Genomic DNA, 19,931 nt, shown 5'->3' with positions numbered 1-19,931 from the left:
TCGACGCGCCGCCGGAGACGACACTCGCCGAAGCGAGGAAACTGCTGACCAGCCTTGGCGCGCTGGACGAGGCCGGCGCGCTGACCCCGACGGGCCGCAAGATCCGCGACCTGGCCTTGCCGCCGCGGCTGGCGGCAATGGCGGTTGCCGCGGCCGAAGAGGGACAGGCGGAAACCGCGTGTCTCTTGGCGGTGATGCTGACCGAACAGGGCTTGGGCGGTAACAGCGTCGATCTCGAGGACCGGGTGCGCCGCTTCCGTCAGGAGCGTGGCGACCGCGCCGACGCCTCGCGCAATCTGGCGCGGCGCATGGCGGCCGAGCTGAAGGGCGCGCCGAAATCGAGCGAACCGATCCAGCCGGGTGCCCTGCTGATGCACGCCTTTCCCGACCGCATCGCGCTGCAGCGCGGTGGCCGCGGCCGGTTCGTCATGGCGAACGGACGGGGCGCCGAGATCCCCGAGACGGAGCGGCTGGCGGCGGCTTCCATGCTCGTCATCGCCGACCTGACCGGCCGCGCCGGCGGCCAGCGCGTGCTGGCGGCGGCAGAACTGACGCGCGCCGAGGTCGAGGCGCATATGCCCGAGGCGATAACCCGCGAGGACCAGAGCTTTTTCGACAAGGCCAGCCGGCAGGTGCGGGCGCGTCGGGTCACGCGGCTCGGCGCCATCATCTTCGAGGAGGCGCCGCTCACACGACCGACCGGTGAATCGGCGGCGCGGGCACTCGCCGACGGCGTACGCCAGCTCGGCCTTGCCATCCTGCCCTTCTCCAAGGAGGCGATGCAGATGCGCGACCGCATCGGCTTCCTCAACCGCTCGATCGGTGAACCCTGGCCGGATGTTTCCGACGAAGCGCTGCTCGACCGTCTCGACGACTGGTTCGTTCCCTTCCAGCACGGCATCACCGCGATTGCCGACATCAAGGCATCCAACCTCTCCGACGGTCTGCTCTCCCTCATTCCACACGAGCGGCAACGGGAACTCGGGCGGCTGGCGCCGACGCATTTCGAGGCGCCGACCGGGCAACGGCACCCGATCCACTACGACGGCGACGAGCCGCTGCTGTCGATCCGGGTACAGGAGCTGTTTGGCCTGAAGACCCATCCGGCGATCGGCGATGGGCGGCTGCCGTTGCTGCTCGAGCTGATCTCGCCCGGACATCGGCCGATCCAGACGACGCGCGACCTGCCCGGTTTCTGGGCGGGTTCCTGGCGCGATGTGCGCGCCGACATGCGCGGGCGCTATCCGAAGCATCCCTGGCCCGAGGATCCGGCCAATGCGGCGCCGACGACACGGGCGAAGCCCCGTGGTACATGAGACGAAAGCATCGATCATTGAAATGCAGGCACGAATGACCACTGTTGCGCTCGAACATAACAACGACCAGACCAGCAACCGCAGCCTGCGCCTGCAGACGCTCGTCCGGCTGCGCTGGCTGGCCGTCGGCGGCCAGTCGATCGCCGTCCTCATCACGGCCTTCTGGCTGCAGTTTCCTCTGCCGCTGATTTCCTGCCTGGTGCTGATCGCGAGCCTCGCGCTGGTCAACGCCTATGTGACGTTGCGCTATCCGCCGACGCACCGGTTGCAGCCGCCGGCGGCCTTCGCGCTTCTCGGCCTCGATCTCGCGCAGATCACCGGATTGCTGTTCATCACAGGCGGGCTCACCAATCCCTTCGCGCCGCTGCTCTGCGTCCCGGTCATCATTTCCTCTGCGTCGCAGCCGAAGTCACACAGCATCATTCTTGCCGGTTTTGCGGTAATCGCCATCACCGCACTCGCCTTTTCACCCTTTCCGCTGCCCTGGTATCCGGGCACGGTCCTGCTGATGCCGCGGGTGCTGACCGCCGGCATCTGGTTTGCGATCGTCTCGATGACCGCCTTTGCCGCCTTCTATACCTACCGCGTGTCGCTGGAAGCGAGTGAGCTGTCGGAAGCGCTGACGGCGACCGAACTGGTGCTTCAGCGGGAAAAGCACCTGTCGCAGCTCGATGGGCTTGCGGCAGCGGCAGCCCATGAACTCGGCACGCCGCTTGCGACCATCAGCGTCGTCGCCAAGGAGATGGAACGCGAACTCGGCGACGATCCGCGCTTCGGGGAGGACGTGCATCTGCTGCGCAGCCAGAGCGAACGCTGCCGCGATATCCTGAAGCGGCTGACGACGCTGTCCTCCGAGAGCGAGGAGCACATGCGGCTTTTGCCGCTGTCGTCGCTGATCGAAGAGGTGATGGCGCCGCATCGCGAGTTCGGCATCCACATCGAGCTCATCGAAAAGGGCGACCGTGCCACGGAGCCGGTCGGCAACCGCAATGCCGGCATTCTCTATGGGCTCGGCAACCTCTTGGAAAACGCCGTCGACTACGCCAAGAAACAGGTGACCGTAACCGTCGAGCACACGGCGGATCGGGTTCGCGTCACGATCGCCGACGATGGTGACGGTTTCGCGCCCGATATCCTGCAGCGGATCGGCGAACCCTATGTGACACGCAGGCAGAAGGATGACAGCGCCGGCGGCCTCGGGCTCGGGCTCTTTATCGCAAAGACGCTGCTCGAACGCTCGGGCGCGCGCCTGCGCTTCGAGAATGGCGGGCCGGAGAGGCCGGGCGCCCGGGTCAGCGTCGAATGGCCGCGCGCCCTGATGGATACGAAACTGGCGAAATGACATTTCGCAGTTTATTGAACGAGGCAGAAACCTATAATCTCGGCGAAAGCGTTCCGTTTTTGCCCAAGGATTGCGAGAATGACCGACAAATCGACAGCTTCGCCCAGCACCACCGCACAGGACGCCGAACTGATCGGACCGGACCGCACCCTGTTGCTCGTCGATGACGACGCACCCTTTCTCAGGCGGTTGGCCCGCGCCATGGAAGCCCGTGGCTTTTCGGTCGACATCGCCGAATCGGTCGCGGAAGGCATCGCCAAGGCCAAGGGCAACCCGCCGAAATATGCGGTCATCGACCTCAGGCTCGGCGACGGCAGCGGCCTCGACGTGATCGAAGCGATCCGCGGACGGCGCGACGACACGCGCATGATCATGCTGACCGGCTACGGCAACATCGCCACCGCCGTGAACGCGGTGAAGCTCGGCGCGGTCGACTATCTTGCCAAGCCTGCCGATGCCGACGACATCTTTGCCGCGCTCGTGCAGCGCCAGGGCGAACGCGTCGAGCCGCCGGAAAACCCGATGTCGGCCGATCGCGTGCGGTGGGAACATATTCAGCGCGTCTATGAAATGTGCGAGCGCAACGTCTCGGAAACGGCGCGCCGGCTCAACATGCATCGCCGCACGCTGCAGCGCATTCTCGCCAAGCGCGCGCCGAAGTAAGCAATCAACTTCCACGACCGGCGCACAACAGCTGCTCCGGTCGCTTTTCCCCGCGGGATCAGTCGCGACCGCCGGAGAGGATGTCGCCGATCGAATCACCGAGTTCGCCGTTGCGCTCGGCCGCCCATTCGGCAAGCATCAGCCGTTGTGCTGCCGTACGGGCAAAGAGTTGCAGCACCGACTTGCGTGTCGCCGGCGGCAGCCTGTGTTCGGGCGCCTCGCGAACGATGTGGCCTTCATAACCGTCAGACAGCAGCAGTCCGCAGTCCTCCGGAAAGATGTCCAGTGGCACGGCGGCATGGGTGGCGAAGAACAGCCGGTCGCAGTGCTGTCGGTAGTCCGGCCATTTGCGGTCGACGCGAAAGTCCTCAATCGAGGTTTTGATCTCGACGATCCAGATCTCGCCCTTCGCCGACAAGGAGATCAGATCGGCACGCCGTCCACTTGCCAAGGTCAATTCCGGCAGGACCGAATGGCGCAGTTCGGCGAACAGCCGCTGCACACCGCGGCGCACCATCATCGCGCGATTCGATTGGCGACCGTCGATCAAGGGGTTGTCGCCATGGATGGAGAGGATCGTCATGCGTCCGGTGTCCCTTTGAGCCGGTCATTTTGTTGCAAAAAAACAAGGGTCATGGAATTTGCACTTTTCAGCCAAATTGTGGCCGCGCAATCTCTTGCATAGCTCAAACTAATCGAAAATAACCGTAGTCACTGTTGGTCGCGGCGACCCAGTTTTTACTTCGCTTCTTTTTAAGAGACTCCCATGCGCTTCCGCAATGCCTTCCTCTTGTGCAGCCTCGCGGCGACACTCGCCGTTGCCGGCTGCTCGACGACCTCGTCCAAGCCCGAAACGGCTGCGAACGAACCCGCGCCCGCAACGGTACAGGTTGCTACGAATCAGATCTTTAACGGCGATTATGGCGCAGTTGAGGATCACGGTTACGCGCTGCCGGCCATTCCGATCAGCAAGGTCGATACCCGTTTCCATCGCCAGATCGTCGATTACGCCACCAGCGAGCGCCCCGGAACGATCGTCGTCAACACGCCGAATCGCTTCCTCTACTACGTGCTGCCGGGCGGCAAGGCCGTTCGTTACGGCATCGGCGTCGGCAAGGCCGGTTTTGCATGGGAAGGCGAAGCCTATATTGCCTGGAAGCAGGAATGGCCGATGTGGCATCCGCCGAAGGAAATGGCGGAACGCAAGCCGGAAGTCGCCAAGTACGTCGAAGATGGCATGGGTCCCGGCCTCAAGAACCCGCTTGGCGCCCGTGCCCTCTACCTCTTCAATGACCAGGGCAAGGATACACTGTTCCGTCTGCACGGCACGCCGGAATGGTCCTCGATCGGTACCGCCGCTTCGTCCGGCTGCATCCGCCTGATCAACCAGGACATCATCGACCTCTATTCGCGCGTTCGCCCCGGCAAGAGCGCCCGCGTCGTCGTCCAGCAGTAATCGAATCAGATCGAGACTGACGAAGCCGCCGACTCTGTCGGCGGCTTTTTTCGTTCGCGCTCACGTCACCCAACTTCCGAGCGAAAGCCGCAAGCAGGCACACCATCGACGCAAAGTTGCCGTCCTGATTCGCGCTCAAATCAGGGTCGCGGTATTTGTCCCTGTCCGCTCGGAAAGTTCAATTTCGACTTAAATTCAGCCGCTTATTAAGTAAGCGTTATCTAAATAATCGAAACAGTGTGCCCACGAAATTCCGCTCGGGAGGGACTGGCATGCTGATCAAGACCAAGCTTATCGGCGCAATCGCGCTTCTATCATCCATCGCTATCGGCATCGCTATTCACAGCCAGAGCACGCTGTCGGAAACCAGCGACATGATGGACGCGGTCTACGCCGATCGCATTGTGCCGCTGAAGAACCTGAAGGCGACTTCCGACGCCTTTGCGGTCTCGATCGTCGATGCTGCCCACAAGGTGCGCAATGGCAACGAATCGATGGAGAGCGGGCTTGCCTCGGTCAATGCCGCACGGGAAACGATCAAGTCAAACTGGGATGCCTATGCGGCGACCTCGATGACCGACGAGGAACGGAACCTCGTCGACAATGCACGAAGCCAGATGGTCGTTGCGATGGATTCGATCACGGCACTCACGCAAATCCTCTCGGCCAAGGACCAGAAGGCTCTTGATGCCTTCGTGCGCGACAAGCTCTACGCTACGATCGATCCGCTGACGGCCACGATCTCCGAGATTTCGGACCTGCAGGTCGAACTTTCGGGTACGGCCTTCGAGGCCAAGCATCACGAGTTCGAAACCGTACAGACACTCAACATTGGGATCATCGTTCTCGTCGTGGCGCTTGCTGGCGGCACCCTGCTTGTGGTGCTGCGCGGCGTCGTCGGACCGCTCGCCCGCCAGATCGCCGCCATGCGCCGGCTGATCGACGGCCACGTTGAAGATGCCGACGAGCCGGTGCGCGGCAAGGACGAGATCGCCGAAATGGCCCGCGCCATTCAATCCTTCCGCGAGGCGGCGCGCTCGAATCTTCGGCTGCAGGCGGAGGCCGAGGAGAACCGCCGCAACGGCGAGGCCGAACGTGTCCGCGTCCAGAAGGCGGCGGAGCAGGCGGCGCAGGAAAAGCTGACGCAGGCGACCGCCGGACTTGCCGGCGGCCTGCAGCGGCTGGCCAACGGCGATCTCGCCGTTCAGCTACATGAGCCGTTCGCCGCCGAGTTCGAACAATTGCGGCACGACCTCAACAAGGCGGCCGCGCAGTTGAACGATGCGCTTCTCGCCGTTGCCGACAGCGCCCAAAACATCGGCATGGGCACGCGCGAAATCAGCCAGAGCGCCGACGACCTGTCCAAGCGCACCGAACAGCAGGCCGCGTCTCTCGAGGAAACGGCCGCGGCGCTCGATCAGATCACCGCCAATGTCAGCAATTCCTCAAGACGGACGGAGGAGGCACGCGACATCGCCGGCGAGGCGAAGACCAGCGCGGCCCAATCCGCCGTCGTCGTCGCCAACGCGGTGGAAGCCATGCGTCGGATCGAGGAATCCTCCAGCCAGATTTCCAGCATTATCGGCGTCATCGACGAGATCGCCTTCCAGACAAATCTCTTGGCGCTGAATGCCGGCGTCGAAGCAGCGCGGGCCGGCGAAGCGGGAAAGGGCTTCGCCGTCGTGGCCCAGGAGGTGCGCGAGCTCGCTCAGCGCTCGGCGAAGGCTGCGAAAGAAATCAAGGATCTCATCCGTACATCGAGCCGGGAGGTCGAGAACGGCGTGCACCTGGTGCGCGACACCGGCGAGGCGCTGCAGACGATCGAAGCGCATGTGATCACGATCAACGAACACATGGCGGCGATCGCCACCTCCGCCCGCGAACAGTCGGTGGGATTGAGCGAAGTCAACACCGCCGTCAACCAGATGGACCAGGTAACGCAGCGGAACGCAGCGATGGTCGAGGAAGCCAATGCGGCCTCCGCGACGCTGGCGCAGGAAGGCACGAACCTGCGCAACCTGATCGACCGTTTCACGCTCGCCGGCGAGGCCCAGCCAAAGGGCAGGCCGATGGCGCCTGCCCCGGCAGTCGCCGCAACCACGCGTGACCAGGGACGTCCTCAGCCGGTACGCCGACCAGCCCCCTATGCCACCCACGGCAATGCCGCACTCGCAACGGACGGCTGGGCGGAGTTTTAGAGCGGCACGGGCTGCGATCGTGTCTGGAAGACCGGACCACCGCTGAAACGAAAGAGCCGTGCGTTCATGTGAACGCACGGCTCTTTTCCAATACCCCGACTTCGGTGGCGAATCAGGCGGCGTTGCGCGCCTTCAGCTCCAGGCGGCGGCGGTGCAGGACCGGCTCGGTGTAGCCGTTCGGCTGCTCGCGGCCCTGGAGGACGAGTTCGACGGCGGCCTGGAAGGCAATCGAACGGTCGAAATTGCCGGCCATCGCGACGTAGAGCGGATCATCAGCGTTCTGACTGTCGACGACGGCCGCCATGCGCTTCATCGTCTCGACGACCTGGGCCTCGGTGACGACGCCATGATGCAGCCAGTTGGCCATGTGCTGGGCGGAGATGCGCAGCGTCGCACGGTCTTCCATCAGGCCGACATTGTTGATGTCGGGAACCTTCGAGCAGCCGACGCCCTGATCGACCCAGCGCACGACGTAGCCGAGAATGCCTTGCGCGTTGTTGTCGAGTTCGCGCTGGATTTCCTCGGGCGTCCAGTTCGGGCGGACGGCTACCGGCACCGACAGGATATCGGAGAGCTGGGCGCGGGCGCGGCTCTTCAGGCTCGCCTGGACCTCGGCAACATTGACGCGGTGGTAGTGGGTCGCGTGCAGAGTGGCCGCCGTGGGCGACGGCACCCAGGCGGTGTTGGCGCCGGCCTTCGGGTGGGCGATCTTCTGTTCGAGCATCGCCGCCATCAGATCGGGCATCGCCCACATGCCCTTGCCGATCTGGGCGTGACCGGACAGGCCACATTCAAGCCCGATGTCGACGTTCCAGTTTTCATAGGCGCCGATCCAGGCTGCCTGCTTCATGTCACCCTTGCGGATCATCGGGCCGGCTTCCATGGAGGTGTGCATTTCGTCGCCGGTGCGATCGAGGAAGCCGGTGTTGATGAAGACGACGCGCTCGCGGGCCGCGCGGATGCATTCCTTGAGGTTGACCGTCGTGCGGCGCTCCTCGTCCATGATGCCCATCTTCATGGTGTTGGCGGGCATGCGGAGCGCCTTTTCGACACGGGCGAAAATCTCGCTGGCGAAGGCGACTTCCTCGGGGCCATGCATCTTCGGCTTGACGACATACATGGAACCCTCGCGGGAGTTCATGCGGCGACCGCCGTTGCCGACATCGTGGAGGGCAATCAGCGCCGTCACCATCGCGTCCATGATGCCCTCGGGCACTTCCTTGCCGTCGCGGTCAAGGATAGCCGGATTCGTCATGAGGTGGCCGACGTTGCGGACCAGCATTAGCGAGCGGCCGGGAAGGGAAAGCGTACCGCCGGCAGTTGCCGTGTAAACGCGGTCGGCATTGAGACGACGGGTAAAGGTCTTGCCGCCCTTGGCAACCTCTTCTTCGAGGTCGCCCTTCATCAGGCCGAGCCAGTTGCGGTAGACGACAACCTTGTCTTCGGCATCGACGGCGGCGACAGAATCTTCGCAGTCCATGATCGTGGTGATCGCCGATTCGAGAATGACGTCGGCGATGCCCGCCGGATCTTCCTTGCCGATCGGCGTGGTGGCGTCGAGGACGACGATCGCATGCAGATTGTTGTGCCGGAGAACGATCTCGAAGCGCGCACCTTCAGCCCCGGAATAGCCGGCGAATTGAGCGGCGTTGCGCAGTGCAGTGCTCGAACCATCCTTGAGACCAATCGCCAGCGCACTGCCAGCAACCTTCAGGGAAGTAACGTCCGCCCAGCTTCCATTCGCCAGCGGCGCACTGGCGTCGAGGAAGTTTCGCGCCCAGGCGATGACCTTGGCGCCGCGCTTCGGATTGTAGCCGCGGCCCTTCTCGGCGCCATCAGCGTCCGAAATCGCGTCCGTGCCGTAGAGCGCATCGTAGAGCGAGCCCCAGCGTGCATTGGCGGCGTTCAGCGCATAGCGCGCATTCATGACCGGAACGACGAGCTGGGGGCCGGCGATCGTCGCGATCTCCGGATCGACATTGGCGGTCGAAACGCTGAACTCGCCACCCTCGGGCAGCAGGTAGCCGATATCGCGCAGGAAGGCCTGATAGGTCTCCATATCGCTGGGGGCGCCGTTCTGCTTGTACCAGGCGTCGAGCTTGGCCTGCAGGTCGTCGCGCTTGGCGAGCAGCGCCCGGTTCTTCGGCGCCAGATCGTGCACGAGGGCGGAAAGCTCAGCAAAGAAGTGCTCTGCATCGACGCCGGTGCCCGGCATCGCCTCTTCCATCAGGAAGCGATGGAGGTCCGCATCAATCTTCAATCCATACGTCTCAATGCGGTCCATCTGCCAACTCCTTGAAATAGACGTAAGGAGCGCCACCGATCCGAACGGATGCGATGAAAACGCCCCAACATGTTGATCTTGCGCCTGAAGCGAGTCTCGGACCAGCCCATGCGCAATACGCGCGTGAAACGGCCGCAGTTTCTCACCAATTCATTCCCTGTCAATTCTGCAAGGATGCGAAGAATTGTTTCCGAAACGGAAAAGATCAGCCGTGCGCGATGCGCGGCCGGCCGCTGGCGGACGCAATGAACCGGGCCTCGATCAGCTTGGGGCTGCCCTCGACCTCCGGCGCGTCGATTTCCTCGCGCAGCAACGACGCGGGATCATCGGCACCGTTGGTGCGCGCCGCCTCCAGAGCTGCGGTCTCGGCCCGTCGGCGCGCGGCACCAAAAGCCTTTTCCTGATCGAGAAAGCGTTCGCTGGCCCCGGCCCCGTTGACGACAAAAATGCCCTCCTCCGGCATCGTCACGAAAACGGTGACGGTGGCGCTTACCTGGCCGACCACGGCGCCGACGGCATTGGCGACGCCGGCCTCCTCGGGAATGGCGGCTTCGGTTCCGAGCATCTCGGTAATAGCCGGGTAATAAACCGGCGCCGAAGCGCCAAGTCCGACGAGCGGACGATCGAGACCAAGTGAGAACCGGACGATGCCGGGCGTCCGGGTCAGCGCACGATCGACGGCCTGCGACACGGCGGGATCGATCGCGCCGGCGCCGTCCTCGCCGAGGCAGGCCTGCAGGATGACCTCGGAGGATTGCCGCGTCAGCCGATCGACGATCATCTGCGCCAGCGCCTGTGGAGAAGAAGCAATCGGCTGGCCGGAGCCGTCGCGGGTCCGGGCCGCAAGCTGAATGCCAAGCTCGGCCGCTTCGAGGTTCCATTGCGACTGCCGGCCGAGCACATGCATGGCGTCGGACGGCGTCAGACCGCAGATATGGACGAGCCCCCGGGCCACCAAACGATCGAGCGTCGCCTTCTGTGGCGTCGAGACGAGCAGCGTTTCAAGCGAGACGGGGACGCTACCGATGCGCTCGTAGAGCGCCTGCTCCTGTGGCTGCAGGCCGCTTGCCAGATGATCCGGCAGGCCGGTACGCACAGCAAAGCGCCCATTGTTGCGCCCGGTGTGCTGGGCGCGCATCTGTTTTTCCAGCACCGAGATGACGGCGTCGCCGTGGAGCGCTGCGGCGAGGCTCAGCGGCATCAGCCGGCGCGGACCGAGGTCGATCTTCGCCTTGAGGCCGCGATCGTTGATGCGCACTTCCGAATCACCGCCAAGGCCGTAGGTCCGCATCGCAACAGCCTCGACCATGGTGCGGAAACCACCAACGACGGCGCCTTCGGCATCGAGACGCGGGCGGCCGCCATCGAGCACGGCCACGTCGGTGGTGGTGCCGCCGATATCCGAAACCACGGCGTTGTCGAGGCCGGTCAGATGCCTCGCGCCGACGAGGCTTGCTGCCGGACCGGAGAGGATCGTCTCGATCGGGCGCAGCCGCGCCTCCTCGGCCGAAATCAGCGCACCGTCACCGCGCACCACCATCATTGGCACGTCGATGCCGCGCGCCTTGAGAAACCCTTCGCAGGACCCGATCAGCCGGTCGATCATCGAGACGAGGCGGGCGTTGAGCAGCGTCGTCAAGGCACGGCGCGGCCCGCCGAGTTTCGAGGACAGTTCGTGGCTGCAGGTGACCGGCAGGTGCGAGACCTCGCGGATGCGGTCGCGCACGCGCTTTTCATGATCCGGATTACGAACGGCGAAGTAGCCGGCAATGGCGAAGGAGGAGACCTGATCAGCCAGCACCGGCAGGACGGCGTCGAGCTCGCTCATGTCCAGCGGGGTCTCACCGCCATGCACATTGTGGCCGCCCGGCAGGAAGACTACCGGGTCCGAGCCGAGCGCTTCCTGCAAACCGTCGCGCTTCAGATCCTCGGGGCCGAAGCCGATCATGACGAGGCCGGCGCGGCCGCCCTGCCCTTCGACCAGCGCATTGGTGGCAAGCGTCGTCGACAGGGAGACCATGCTGATCGCCGAGACCGGCACGCTGGCCTGATCGAGCACCGCTTCGACTGCACCGGAAATGCCGACCGCGAGGTCATGGCGGGTCGTCAGCGCCTTGGCCTTGGCGACCACCCCCTTCGTCTCCGAGAAGAGGGCGGCGTCGGTGTAGGTGCCGCCGGTGTCGATGCCGAGAAGAAAATGGGAGGTCAATTCGCGCAGTCCGGAATTCGCGCGGGGCGCAGAGGCCCCGGGTTCAATGGGGATCGATGCGGTGATATGACATATTTCAGGAGAAGACCATCGTGTCGCAGACATCGACGATGAGTTCAGCGACACCGGTGAGAATGGCAGGGGTCCATCGCATGCTCGAACGACGCCATCCGTTGCTCGTCGCCTTGCTGTCAGCGGGCATCTTGTGTCTTGCAGCAATGCCGTCCCGCGCACAGGACGCGGAGGAAGAGGAATACAAGCCGCAGCTGCCCGAAGTCGCGATCTACAAGGCGATGCTCGATGCCAACAAGCAGACCGGCTGGATCCAGTTTCGCGACTATGACGACCGGCAGCTGATCTATTTCACGGCATTGCAGACGATGCATTGCCGGCTATCGGAAATCCGCTACTCGATCAATTCGGATGCGCTCGACCAACGCTTCCCGCTGGCCAAGTGCAATCCGCAGCTGCCCTTCAACCTGCCGGGCGACGAGACGGCCGAATATGTCTACATCTCGCTGCCTGCCAAAACGGCGCAGACGCTGACGATCCAGGCGGTCTGGGACGATGGCGCCGGAAGCGAGATCGTGGTTTACAAGCCCTGCGACAATGTCGGCGACGCCACCTGCGCACAGATCAAGACGATCAAGAAGCCGTCGAAAATGCTACAGCAGCCGAAGCCGGCGGATTCTCCGGTGCGTTCCGTTCAGTCACCGATCCCCGGCAAGACCTTCAGCGAGCCGAAACCCTCATCGGCAACCCGCCCCGCGGTTGAGTAGTGAGCCGCTGCACCGGCCAGGGATTGGTTTCCGCGGTCGTATCGAAGCGGTAGCGGTGCATCATCACTGCCAACGCGATCACCGCTTCCTGCAGCGCGAAAGTCGCGCCGATGCAGACGCGCGGGCCGGCACCGAAGGGCAGATACTGGTAGCGGTTCAGCTTCTCTCGGTTTTCCGGCAGGAAACGCTCGGGCATGAACGCGCGCGGCTTATCCCAGTAGAGCACATGGCGATGCAGCGTCCAGGGCATGATCAGTACGGCGATCCCTTTGGGGATGCGCACCCGCTCGCCAGTCGGTGAGGTCCACGCGTCTTCCTCGATCGCCGCGCGATTGATCGACGGCGCCGGCGGATAGAGCCGCATCGCCTCCTCGAAGGCGGCGAGCACATGCGGCATCAGACCAAGCCATTCGACCGGCTCGGCACCGCTTGCCATCGCGGTATCGATCTCGGCTTCCATGATTTCGCGATAGGCCGGCGTGTTGGCAACGCAGTAGAGCGTCCAGGCGAGTGCCCGGGCGGTGGTCTCGTGCCCGGCACCGATGAAGGTCAGGATGTTGTCCTCGATCTCAGCGGTCGAAAGGCCCTGGCTGCCCTCGATCTCCAGAAGCAACGTCAGGAAATCCTGCGGCGTGCCCTTGGGGTCCTCCGCCATCTTGCGGCGGCGAAGCGCCATGGTCTCCGACACGATCGAGCGGAAGCGGTTCATCACCTTCCTGCCGCCGATGCGGGTCGGGCGCGGGATCCATTCGGGCGCCAGCAGAATGTCCATCGGATCGACGCGGCCCATGCGGTGCAGCAATTCCTCGACGCTCTGGACGAAGCCTTCGCGCTCGACGGCGACCTCACCGGAAAACAGCGTTTCGGCCAGGATGTCGAAGGTCAGTTCCGTCATGTCGTTGGCGACATTGGTGGTAAAGGGAGCTTCCTGGGCTCCGGCATAGCGCTCGACGAACTGCTCCGAACTGCGCAGCATCTGGCCGGCAAAGCCCTTGGCGTGGCGCGGCGTGAACACCGGCGCCATGGCCTTGCGCGAACGCTTCCAGACCTCACCTTCCGCCGTCAGCAGCCCGTCGCGCAGGATGGGCCGCAGGATCAGCCGGCGCACCTTCGACATTTCGTAATTGGCGACGTTATCGACGAGGATATGGCGGATGAGGCCGGGATCGTTGACGATCAGGGTGCGCTGGGTAACGAACTTCGTCTCGATCCAGGGCAGCGTATAGGATGGCTCGCCCCACAGTTCGAGCGGATTGCGCAGCACGGTCCTGATGATCTTCAGGTAGGAAGGAATGCCGACACGGGGAACGGGAGCCGGCGGTTCGAACGGCTCCGGACGCATGTCCATGGTGATTGCCTTTCTCGATTGCCCCAGGATTTCAGGTTTTTACGGCGCAATCAAGGAAAGTGCTTCACGTGAATCACAGCAGGCTTTCGAGTTCCGTCAGCTTGTCGTTGACGAGCCAGCCGTAATAGTTTTCCTCCGGCCATTGCGCCTGACCGCTCTGGATCTTGGCGGCGAGCGCTGCCGCGCGGCCATCCGGATTGCCGACATTGTAGAGCGTCGCGGTTACACCGGGGTTGGTCGAAATATCGACCCCTGCGATCGACTTGTAGGCGTCGATCGAGTGACGGATCGAGGCCGCCATATAGGCAAGCGACACGTCCGGATCCATGATCGCCTCATAGACGCCGGCGGCATTGTTCTCATCGAGGCGCTCATAGCCCGAGGTCTTTGCCACGATATCGGTCAGCATCAGTGCGGTCAGCGGGTTGATCTGGCCAAGGCCGAAGGTCTGGCCGGCGAAGAACGGCTGGAAGAAGACGGCGCTGAAACGGTTGTTCGGGTAGGACTTGCCGCCCACCGATTTGCCGCGGAAGTCGTTGTCCCAGACCCGCTCGCGGCAGCTCCACAGAGCATAGGCGCCCTTCTTGGCGCCGCATTCGGAAAATTGCGGCCGAGCCACGAATTCAGCGACGGTCTCGCCATCGTATCCGAACTGGAAGCTGTTGCCGGCATAAGCAGCCGCCTTGACGTAATAGGACTGCAGCCGATCGTAGGCGTCGACATTGTAGGTGTGTTCGCCGACGATGGCGCCGACCATGTGGATCGGTGCGATGCCATAGGCGCGCGACACGGACTTGATCTTGCTGATCAGCTGCTTGTCGGTGGCTAGCAGATCGCGGACCTTCTCGAACTTGGCATCGAAGGACGTGCGGCCGGCCTTGGTGCGGCGCACGGATGCGCCGGGGATCGCCGGTTGCTCGACGTTGCGGTTGCCCGGCGGAACGTCGGTCGCGGCGAATGACTGGCTTGCGCTCAGGCAAAACGTGGCGATAGCGAGCATGCAGGCGGTGAAACGCACGATCTCTTCTTCCTGTGACTGGTGGAGGCTGCCTCGGTCGGCGGGCCGCTCCTACGCCAAGATCATGTCGGAAAAATGCCCGGACCACGATCGATAACCGCGCCCGTGTTAGAAAAAATGCGGCCGCCTGTCGAGAGACAGGCGGCCTGCGTATTCAAGGTTGCGGGCGTTTGCATGGCCCTACGACCGAAATGTCACAGGATATAGCGCGACAGGTCGGTGTTGGCGGCGAGATCGCCGACATGCTTGCGCACATATTCAGCGTCGATCGTCACCTCGTGGCCGGCGCGGTCCGGCGCATTGAACGAGATCTCGTCCAGCACACGCTCCATCACGGTCTGCAGCCGGCGGGCGCCGATGTTCTCGACCGTGGCGTTCAACTGCACCGCCACGTCTGCAAGCGCATCAATTGCGTCATCGGTGAAGTCGAGCTTGACCTCTTCTGTGTCCAGAAGCGCCTTGTACTGGCGGATGAGGCTCGCCTCGGTTTCCGTCAGGATGCGGCGGAAGTCTTCCTTCGTCAGCGCGCGCAGCTCGACGCGGATCGGCAGGCGGCCCTGCAACTCCGGCAGCAGGTCCGAGGGCTTGGCCACGTGGAAGGCGCCGGACGCGATGAAGAGGATGTGGTCGGTCTTGACTGGCCCATACTTCGTCGCAACGGTCGTGCCTTCGACGAGCGGCAAGAGGTCCCGCTGTACGCCTTCACGCGATACGCCAGCACCCATGCCGCCTTCCCGCGAGGCGATCTTGTCGATCTCATCGAGGAAGACGATGCCGTCGTCTTCGACTGCTTTCACGGCCTCGCGCTGAATCTGCTCGTTGTCGAGCAGCTTGTCGGACTCGTCGTCGATCAGCATGCCATAGGAGGCCTTGACGGTCGTCTTGACCTTCTTGGTGCGGCCGCCGAGCGCCTTGCCGAACATCTCCGAGAGATTGAGCACGCCGATATTGGCGCCCGGCATGCCCGGGATCTCGAAGCCGCCGCCCGGCGCGCCGGTCTCGGCGATGTCGATCTCGATTTCCTTGTCGTCGAGCTCGTTGGCCCGCAGCTTCTTGCGGAAGCTGTCGCGCGTTGCCGGCGACGCGGTGGCGCCGACCAGTGCATCGAGCACGCGCTCCTCGGCATTCTGGTGCGCCTTTGCCTTGACTTCGGCGCGGCGCTTTTCGCGCACGAGACCGATGCCGACTTCGACGAGGTCACGGATGATCTGCTCGACGTCGCGGCCGACATAGCCGACCTCGGTGAACTTGGTCGCCTCGACCTTGACGAAGGGCGCGCCGGCGAGCTTGGCGAGCCGCCTGGAAATCTCGGTCTTGCCGACGCCGGTCGGTCCGATCATCAGGATGTTCTTCGGCATCACCTCGTCGCGCAGCTCGTCCCCGAGCTGCTGGCGGCGCCAGCGGTTGCGGAGCGCGATCGCCACGGCGCGCTTGGCGTCGTTCTGGCCGATGATGAAACGGTCGAGTTCCGACACGATTTCTCTGGGTGAAAACGTACTCATGTAGTCCTCTCAAACTCGGACCGCGTCAGCTCCATCAGGAGTGTGCGGCCGGACGTATCAATCCATTCTGCGTAAGGCACGAAGCCGGCCTTGGTGTAGGCGCTGACGGCCCTTCGGTTGCCGGCGTCAGGGTCGATCACGACGCGGGGTGCGCCGGCGGCAAAGAGCCGCCCGGCAAAGGCCCGGACCGCGAGCGATGCGACGCCCCTGCCCGTCAGTTCCGCCGGGCCGATGAAGATGTCGATACCGGGCACATCGGCCGGCATGTCCTTCGCCCAGGGCTCGTCGTCCGGGTACTGGGCCGGCACCCAGGACTGGATGTAGCCCGCCGGCTCGCCGGCCACGTGGAAGATGAAGCCTTCCACTTCTCCTGACGCGCAGCCTTCGCGGATCAGCTCCACTTCCTTGTCCGGGTCGCCCCACCATTGCCGCACATGCGGCTCGCTCAGCCAGGCATGCAGCAGCGGCAGGTGGCTATCGGCCACCGGCACGAAACTGACATGCGCGGGCTCATTGGGCATCCAGTGTCTCCACGACGATATTGTGGTTGGTGTAGACGCAGATGTCGCCGGCGATCTGCAGCGCCCTGCGGGCAATATCCTCGGCCGACTTGTCGCTGTCCATCAGCGCGCGGGCCGCGGCAAAGGCGTAGTTGCCGCCCGATCCGATGGCAATCGTGCCGTGCTCGGGTTCGAGAACGTCGCCGTTGCCGGTGATCGCCAGCGTGATCGACTTGTCGGCCACCAGCATCATCGCTTCGAGATTGCGCAGATACTTGTTGGTGCGCCAGTCCTTGGCGAGCTCGACGGCTGCCCGCATCAGCTGGTCGGGATACTGTTCGAGCTTTGCTTCGAGCCGTTCCAGCAGCGTGAAGGCATCGGCTGTGGCACCGGCAAAGCCGGCGATCACGTCGCCCTTGGCAAGCCGCCGCACCTTGCGCGCGTTGCTCTTCATCACGGTCTGGCCGAGGCTCACCTGGCCGTCGCCGGCCATCACCACCTTGCCATCCTTGCGTACCGTTATGATGGTCGTCGCATGCATCGTTCCGTAGGGATTGTGTTCGCTCATGAAATTACCCGTAGGCCCCTGATACGCGGGGCATTGCGGCTCGTGACTCGAGCCTGGTTGCTTGAGGCCTATGTAAGTACGGCAGACGGGTTTGCAAATGGCAACAGGCCGCCGGCGCAATCTTCGTTCGGCGACTGTCACCGGATGATTCGAATCGACCGCTCAAGTTCTGGATATTTCAGCTTTTGCCTGATAAGGAGCCGCGTCAGCGTATACAGGAGAGCCCGATGGCAGAAGCCACGTCCAGCCGCACCGCAGAGGTTTCGCGAAAGACCAACGAAACCGCGGTATCCGTATCGGTCAACATCGACGGCACCGGAATCGCCAAGATTTCGACCGGCGTCGGTTTCTTCGACCATATGCTGGACCAGCTCGCCCGACATTCGCTGATCGACATGGAGATCAAGACTGACGGCGACCTGCATGTCGACGACCACCATACGGTCGAGGACACCGGCATTGCCATCGGCCAGGCGATTGCCAAGGCGCTTGGCGACCGGCGCGGCATCACCCGCTATGCCTCGCTCGATCTTGCGATGGACGAAACGATGACCCGCGCGGCAGTGGACGTTTCCGGCCGACCGTTCCTCGTCTGGAACGTGACCTTCACCTCGCCGAAGATCGGCACCTTCGACACGGAACTCGTGCGCGAGTTCTTCCAGGCGCTCGCCCAGCATGCCGGGATCACGCTGCATATCCAGAACATCTACGGCGCCAACAACCATCATATCGCCGAGACCTGCTTCAAGTCCGTCGCCCGCGTGCTCCGCACCGCAACCGAAATCGACCCGCGCCAGGCCGGCCGCGTTCCCTCGACCAAGGGGACCCTTGCCTAAGCGGCCAGTCACTGGCTTTGACTCATGGCTTCTTACATGATCCTCACCCCGCCGGGTGCGCGCGCCAACGACGAGCGGGCGCGCTTCGTCGCCGACGGCTTTTCCTGGTGGGCCTTCCTTTTCCCGGCGCTCTGGCTTCTCGCCAAGCGTCAATGGGCAATCGGAATCGCAGTTGCTGTTCTGCAGATCTCGTTAATATTCCTGTCGAACCACGAAAGCGGCTTCTTGCCATCTCTCCTGGCCCAGCTCGCGCTTCGGCTGGTGGTGGCGCTCGAAGGGCCGGTTCTGGTGGCACGCAGCCTGACGGCCCGTGACTGGACGCTGCGTTCCATCGTTCCGGCGCCCAATCTCGAAACGGCCGAAGAGATCTATTTCACGAGCCTGGCTTCGAATGAGACCAAGCCCGCCGCCCCCTCCCCGGCCGACTGGACCGTGCGCAAGCCCTCAAGTGGCGGCCCCGGCCTCGGCCTTTTTGATTCCTACGGAGAACGCTGATGCGCGTCGCCATCATCGATTACGGCTCGGGCAATCTGCGCTCGGCCACCAAGGCCTTTGAACGGGCCGCCCGCGAAGCCGGCGTTGCAGCCGAGATCGACCTTACCGACAAGCCGGAACGGGTGGCGAGCGCCGACCGCATCGTGCTTCCGGGAGTCGGCGCCTATGCCGATTGCCGCCGCGGCCTTGCTGCCGTCGACGGCATGGAGCAAGCGTTGACCGAGGCGGTCGAACAGGCTGGGCGGCCCTTCCTCGGCATCTGCGTCGGCATGCAGCTGATGTCGTCGCGCGGACTTGAAAAGACCATCACCCATGGTTTTGGCTGGATCCCCGGCGATGTCGTCGAGATGACGCCCGCCGACACCACGCTGAAGATCCCGCAGATCGGCTGGAATACGCTGAAGCTCAAGCGCGAGCACCCGCTGTTTGACGGCATCCGTGTTGGCGAAGCCGGTCTGCATGCCTATTTTGTGCATTCGTACCACCTGGCCGCTGAGAACGCCGCCGACGTGGTCGCTGAGGCCGACTATGGCGGGCCCGTCACGGCCTTCGTCGCCAACGGCAACAAGGCGGGCTCGCAGTTCCACCCGGAAAAGAGCCAGGCGCTTGGCCTTGCCCTCATCTCGAATTTCCTGCGCTGGAAGCCCTGAGCTTTCGCACGACTGATTGGACAGACCCATGATCCTTTTTCCCGCGATCGACCTGAAAGACGGGCAATGCGTGCGCCTGAAGCTTGGCGACATGGACCAGGCGACGGTTTACAACCCCGACCCCGCGGCCCAGGCCCGCGCCTTTGAAGACCAGGGCTTCGAATGGCTGCACGTGGTCGACCTCAACGGCGCCTTTGCCGGTGAGACGGTCAACGGTACCGCCGTTGACGCCATTCTCAAGGCGACCAAAAACCCGGTGCAGCTCGGCGGCGGCATCCGCACGCTCGACCATATCGAAACCTGGCTGTCGCGCGGGCTTGCCCGCGTCATCCTCGGCACCGTGGCTGTCCGTGATCCGGCGCTCGTGATCGAGGCCTGCCGCAAATTCCCCGGCAAGGTCGCCGTCGGCATCGACGCCAAGGGCGGCAAGGTTGCCGTCGAAGGCTGGGCCGAGGCTTCCGAACTCGGCGTGATCGAGCTTGCCAAGAAGTTCGAGGGCGCCGGCGTTTCGGCGATCATCTATACCGACATCGACCGCGACGGCATCCTGACCGGTATCAACTGGGCTTCGACGCTGGAACTGGCGGACGCGGTTTCCATTCCTGTCATCGCATCGGGCGGTCTCGCCTCGATGGACGATATCCGCCGCATGGTCGAGCCGGACGCACGCAAGCTCGAAGGCGCCATCTCCGGCCGCGCGCTCTATGACGGCCGCATCGACCCGCAGGAGGCGCTGGAGCTGATCCGCGCTGCGAGAAAGGCTTGAA

Annotated in this window: 18 protein-coding genes (1 of these 18 only partly in view); 10 read left to right on the top strand and 8 right to left on the bottom strand. The window is 63.7% G+C overall.

Going from position 1 to position 19,931, the window contains the following annotated elements:
- The 3 genes from hrpB to FA04_RS18090 form a co-directional block, all read left to right on the top strand.
- Positions 1-1,316, top strand: partial view of an ATP-dependent helicase HrpB gene (gene hrpB / locus FA04_RS18100; protein ID WP_034802122.1) — the 3' portion only. It extends 1,144 nt beyond the left edge of the window; the window shows 1,316 of its 2,460 coding nt (coding positions 1,145-2,460); its start codon lies beyond the left edge, outside the window; it ends in the stop codon at positions 1,314-1,316.
- Between the two features lie 34 nt (positions 1,317-1,350).
- Positions 1,351-2,658: an ActS/PrrB/RegB family redox-sensitive histidine kinase gene (locus tag FA04_RS18095; protein ID WP_034802125.1), complete on the top strand. Its 1,308-nt coding sequence runs from the start codon at positions 1,351-1,353 to the stop codon at positions 2,656-2,658.
- Positions 2,659-2,736: 78 nt separating this feature from the next.
- Positions 2,737-3,321, top strand: coding sequence for an ActR/PrrA/RegA family redox response regulator transcription factor (locus FA04_RS18090; protein ID WP_034802128.1), 585 nt, complete (start codon positions 2,737-2,739; stop codon positions 3,319-3,321).
- A gap of 58 nt (positions 3,322-3,379) precedes the next feature.
- Here FA04_RS18090 and FA04_RS18085 read toward each other — a convergent pair whose 3' ends face one another.
- On the bottom strand, positions 3,380-3,904 hold the full coding sequence (locus FA04_RS18085) for an MmcB family DNA repair protein (protein WP_034802131.1): 525 nt from the start codon (positions 3,902-3,904) through the stop codon (positions 3,380-3,382).
- A 183-nt stretch (positions 3,905-4,087) separates the two neighbouring features.
- Between FA04_RS18085 and FA04_RS18080 the strand changes: the two genes are divergently transcribed.
- Together FA04_RS18080 and FA04_RS18075 are read left to right on the top strand one after the other, a co-directional pair.
- Positions 4,088-4,777 carry a L,D-transpeptidase gene (locus FA04_RS18080; RefSeq protein ID WP_034802133.1) on the top strand — a complete coding sequence of 230 codons (690 nt, stop codon included), beginning with the start codon at positions 4,088-4,090 and terminating at the stop codon, positions 4,775-4,777.
- A 272-nt stretch (positions 4,778-5,049) separates the two neighbouring features.
- On the top strand, positions 5,050-6,975 hold the full coding sequence (locus FA04_RS18075) for a HAMP domain-containing methyl-accepting chemotaxis protein (protein ID WP_034802136.1): 1,926 nt from the start codon (positions 5,050-5,052) through the stop codon (positions 6,973-6,975).
- Between the two features lie 112 nt (positions 6,976-7,087).
- On the opposite strand, the gene FA04_RS18070 is transcribed toward FA04_RS18075, so the two are convergent.
- Both FA04_RS18070 and FA04_RS18065 read right to left on the bottom strand, forming a co-directional pair.
- Positions 7,088-9,259, bottom strand: a complete 2,172-nt coding sequence (locus FA04_RS18070) for a malate synthase G (protein WP_034802138.1) — start codon at positions 9,257-9,259, stop codon at positions 7,088-7,090.
- Positions 9,260-9,464: 205 nt separating this feature from the next.
- Positions 9,465-11,468: a hydantoinase/oxoprolinase N-terminal domain-containing protein gene (locus tag FA04_RS18065; RefSeq protein WP_034802141.1), complete on the bottom strand. Its 2,004-nt coding sequence runs from the start codon at positions 11,466-11,468 to the stop codon at positions 9,465-9,467.
- A 152-nt stretch (positions 11,469-11,620) separates the two neighbouring features.
- Between FA04_RS18065 and FA04_RS18060 the strand changes: the two genes are divergently transcribed.
- On the top strand, positions 11,621-12,247 hold the full coding sequence (locus FA04_RS18060) for a hypothetical protein (protein WP_034802142.1): 627 nt from the start codon (positions 11,621-11,623) through the stop codon (positions 12,245-12,247).
- On the opposite strand, the gene FA04_RS18055 is transcribed toward FA04_RS18060, so the two are convergent.
- The 5 genes from FA04_RS18055 to hslV all read right to left on the bottom strand — a co-directional run bounded on the left by FA04_RS18055 (position 12,201) and on the right by hslV (position 17,183).
- Positions 12,201-13,595: a cytochrome P450 gene (locus tag FA04_RS18055; protein WP_034802144.1), complete on the bottom strand. Its 1,395-nt coding sequence runs from the start codon at positions 13,593-13,595 to the stop codon at positions 12,201-12,203. The two genes, FA04_RS18060 and FA04_RS18055, sit on opposite strands and share 47 nt — an antisense overlap.
- A 73-nt stretch (positions 13,596-13,668) precedes the next feature.
- Entirely contained in the window at positions 13,669-14,613 is a 945-nt protein-coding gene (locus FA04_RS18050; RefSeq protein ID WP_090428639.1) for a DUF1402 family protein, read from the bottom strand.
- 194 nt (positions 14,614-14,807) lie between these two features.
- Complete coding sequence (gene hslU / locus FA04_RS18045) at positions 14,808-16,115, bottom strand: ATP-dependent protease ATPase subunit HslU (RefSeq protein ID WP_034802146.1); 1,308 nt, start codon at positions 16,113-16,115, stop codon at positions 14,808-14,810.
- On the bottom strand, positions 16,112-16,636 hold the full coding sequence (locus tag FA04_RS18040) for a GNAT family N-acetyltransferase (protein WP_034802149.1): 525 nt from the start codon (positions 16,634-16,636) through the stop codon (positions 16,112-16,114). Before FA04_RS18040 ends, hslU begins: the two co-directional genes overlap by 4 nt.
- A complete protein-coding gene (gene hslV, locus FA04_RS18035; RefSeq protein ID WP_051659613.1) occupies positions 16,626-17,183 on the bottom strand; it encodes an ATP-dependent protease subunit HslV in 558 nt (185 codons plus the stop codon). Before hslV ends, FA04_RS18040 begins: the two co-directional genes overlap by 11 nt.
- Positions 17,184-17,410: 227 nt before the next feature.
- On the opposite strand from hslV, the gene hisB reads away from it, so the two are divergent.
- The 4 genes from hisB to hisA are packed head-to-tail and all read left to right on the top strand — an operon-like array spanning position 17,411 to position 19,930.
- The gene (gene hisB, locus FA04_RS18030) at positions 17,411-18,019 is read left to right on the top strand and encodes an imidazoleglycerol-phosphate dehydratase HisB (protein ID WP_034802151.1); all 609 of its coding nucleotides are present in this window, start codon (positions 17,411-17,413) and stop codon (positions 18,017-18,019) included.
- Between the two features lie 24 nt (positions 18,020-18,043).
- A complete protein-coding gene (locus FA04_RS18025; RefSeq protein WP_034802154.1) occupies positions 18,044-18,514 on the top strand; it encodes a DUF2628 domain-containing protein in 471 nt (156 codons plus the stop codon).
- Entirely contained in the window at positions 18,514-19,164 is a 651-nt protein-coding gene (hisH, locus tag FA04_RS18020) for an imidazole glycerol phosphate synthase subunit HisH (RefSeq protein ID WP_034802156.1), read from the top strand. Before FA04_RS18025 ends, hisH begins: the two co-directional genes overlap by 1 nt.
- A gap of 28 nt (positions 19,165-19,192) precedes the next feature.
- Positions 19,193-19,930, top strand: a complete 738-nt coding sequence (gene hisA / locus FA04_RS18015; protein WP_034802159.1) for a 1-(5-phosphoribosyl)-5-[(5-phosphoribosylamino)methylideneamino]imidazole-4-carboxamide isomerase — start codon at positions 19,193-19,195, stop codon at positions 19,928-19,930.
- Position 19,931: the final 1 nt, after the last annotated feature.

It is taken from the genome of Ensifer adhaerens, assembly GCF_000697965.2.
Taxonomy (GTDB): domain Bacteria; phylum Pseudomonadota; class Alphaproteobacteria; order Rhizobiales; family Rhizobiaceae; genus Ensifer; species Ensifer adhaerens.
The sequence above is the reverse complement of the archived record's forward strand: the minus strand, read 5'-3'. Positions and strand labels throughout refer to the sequence as shown.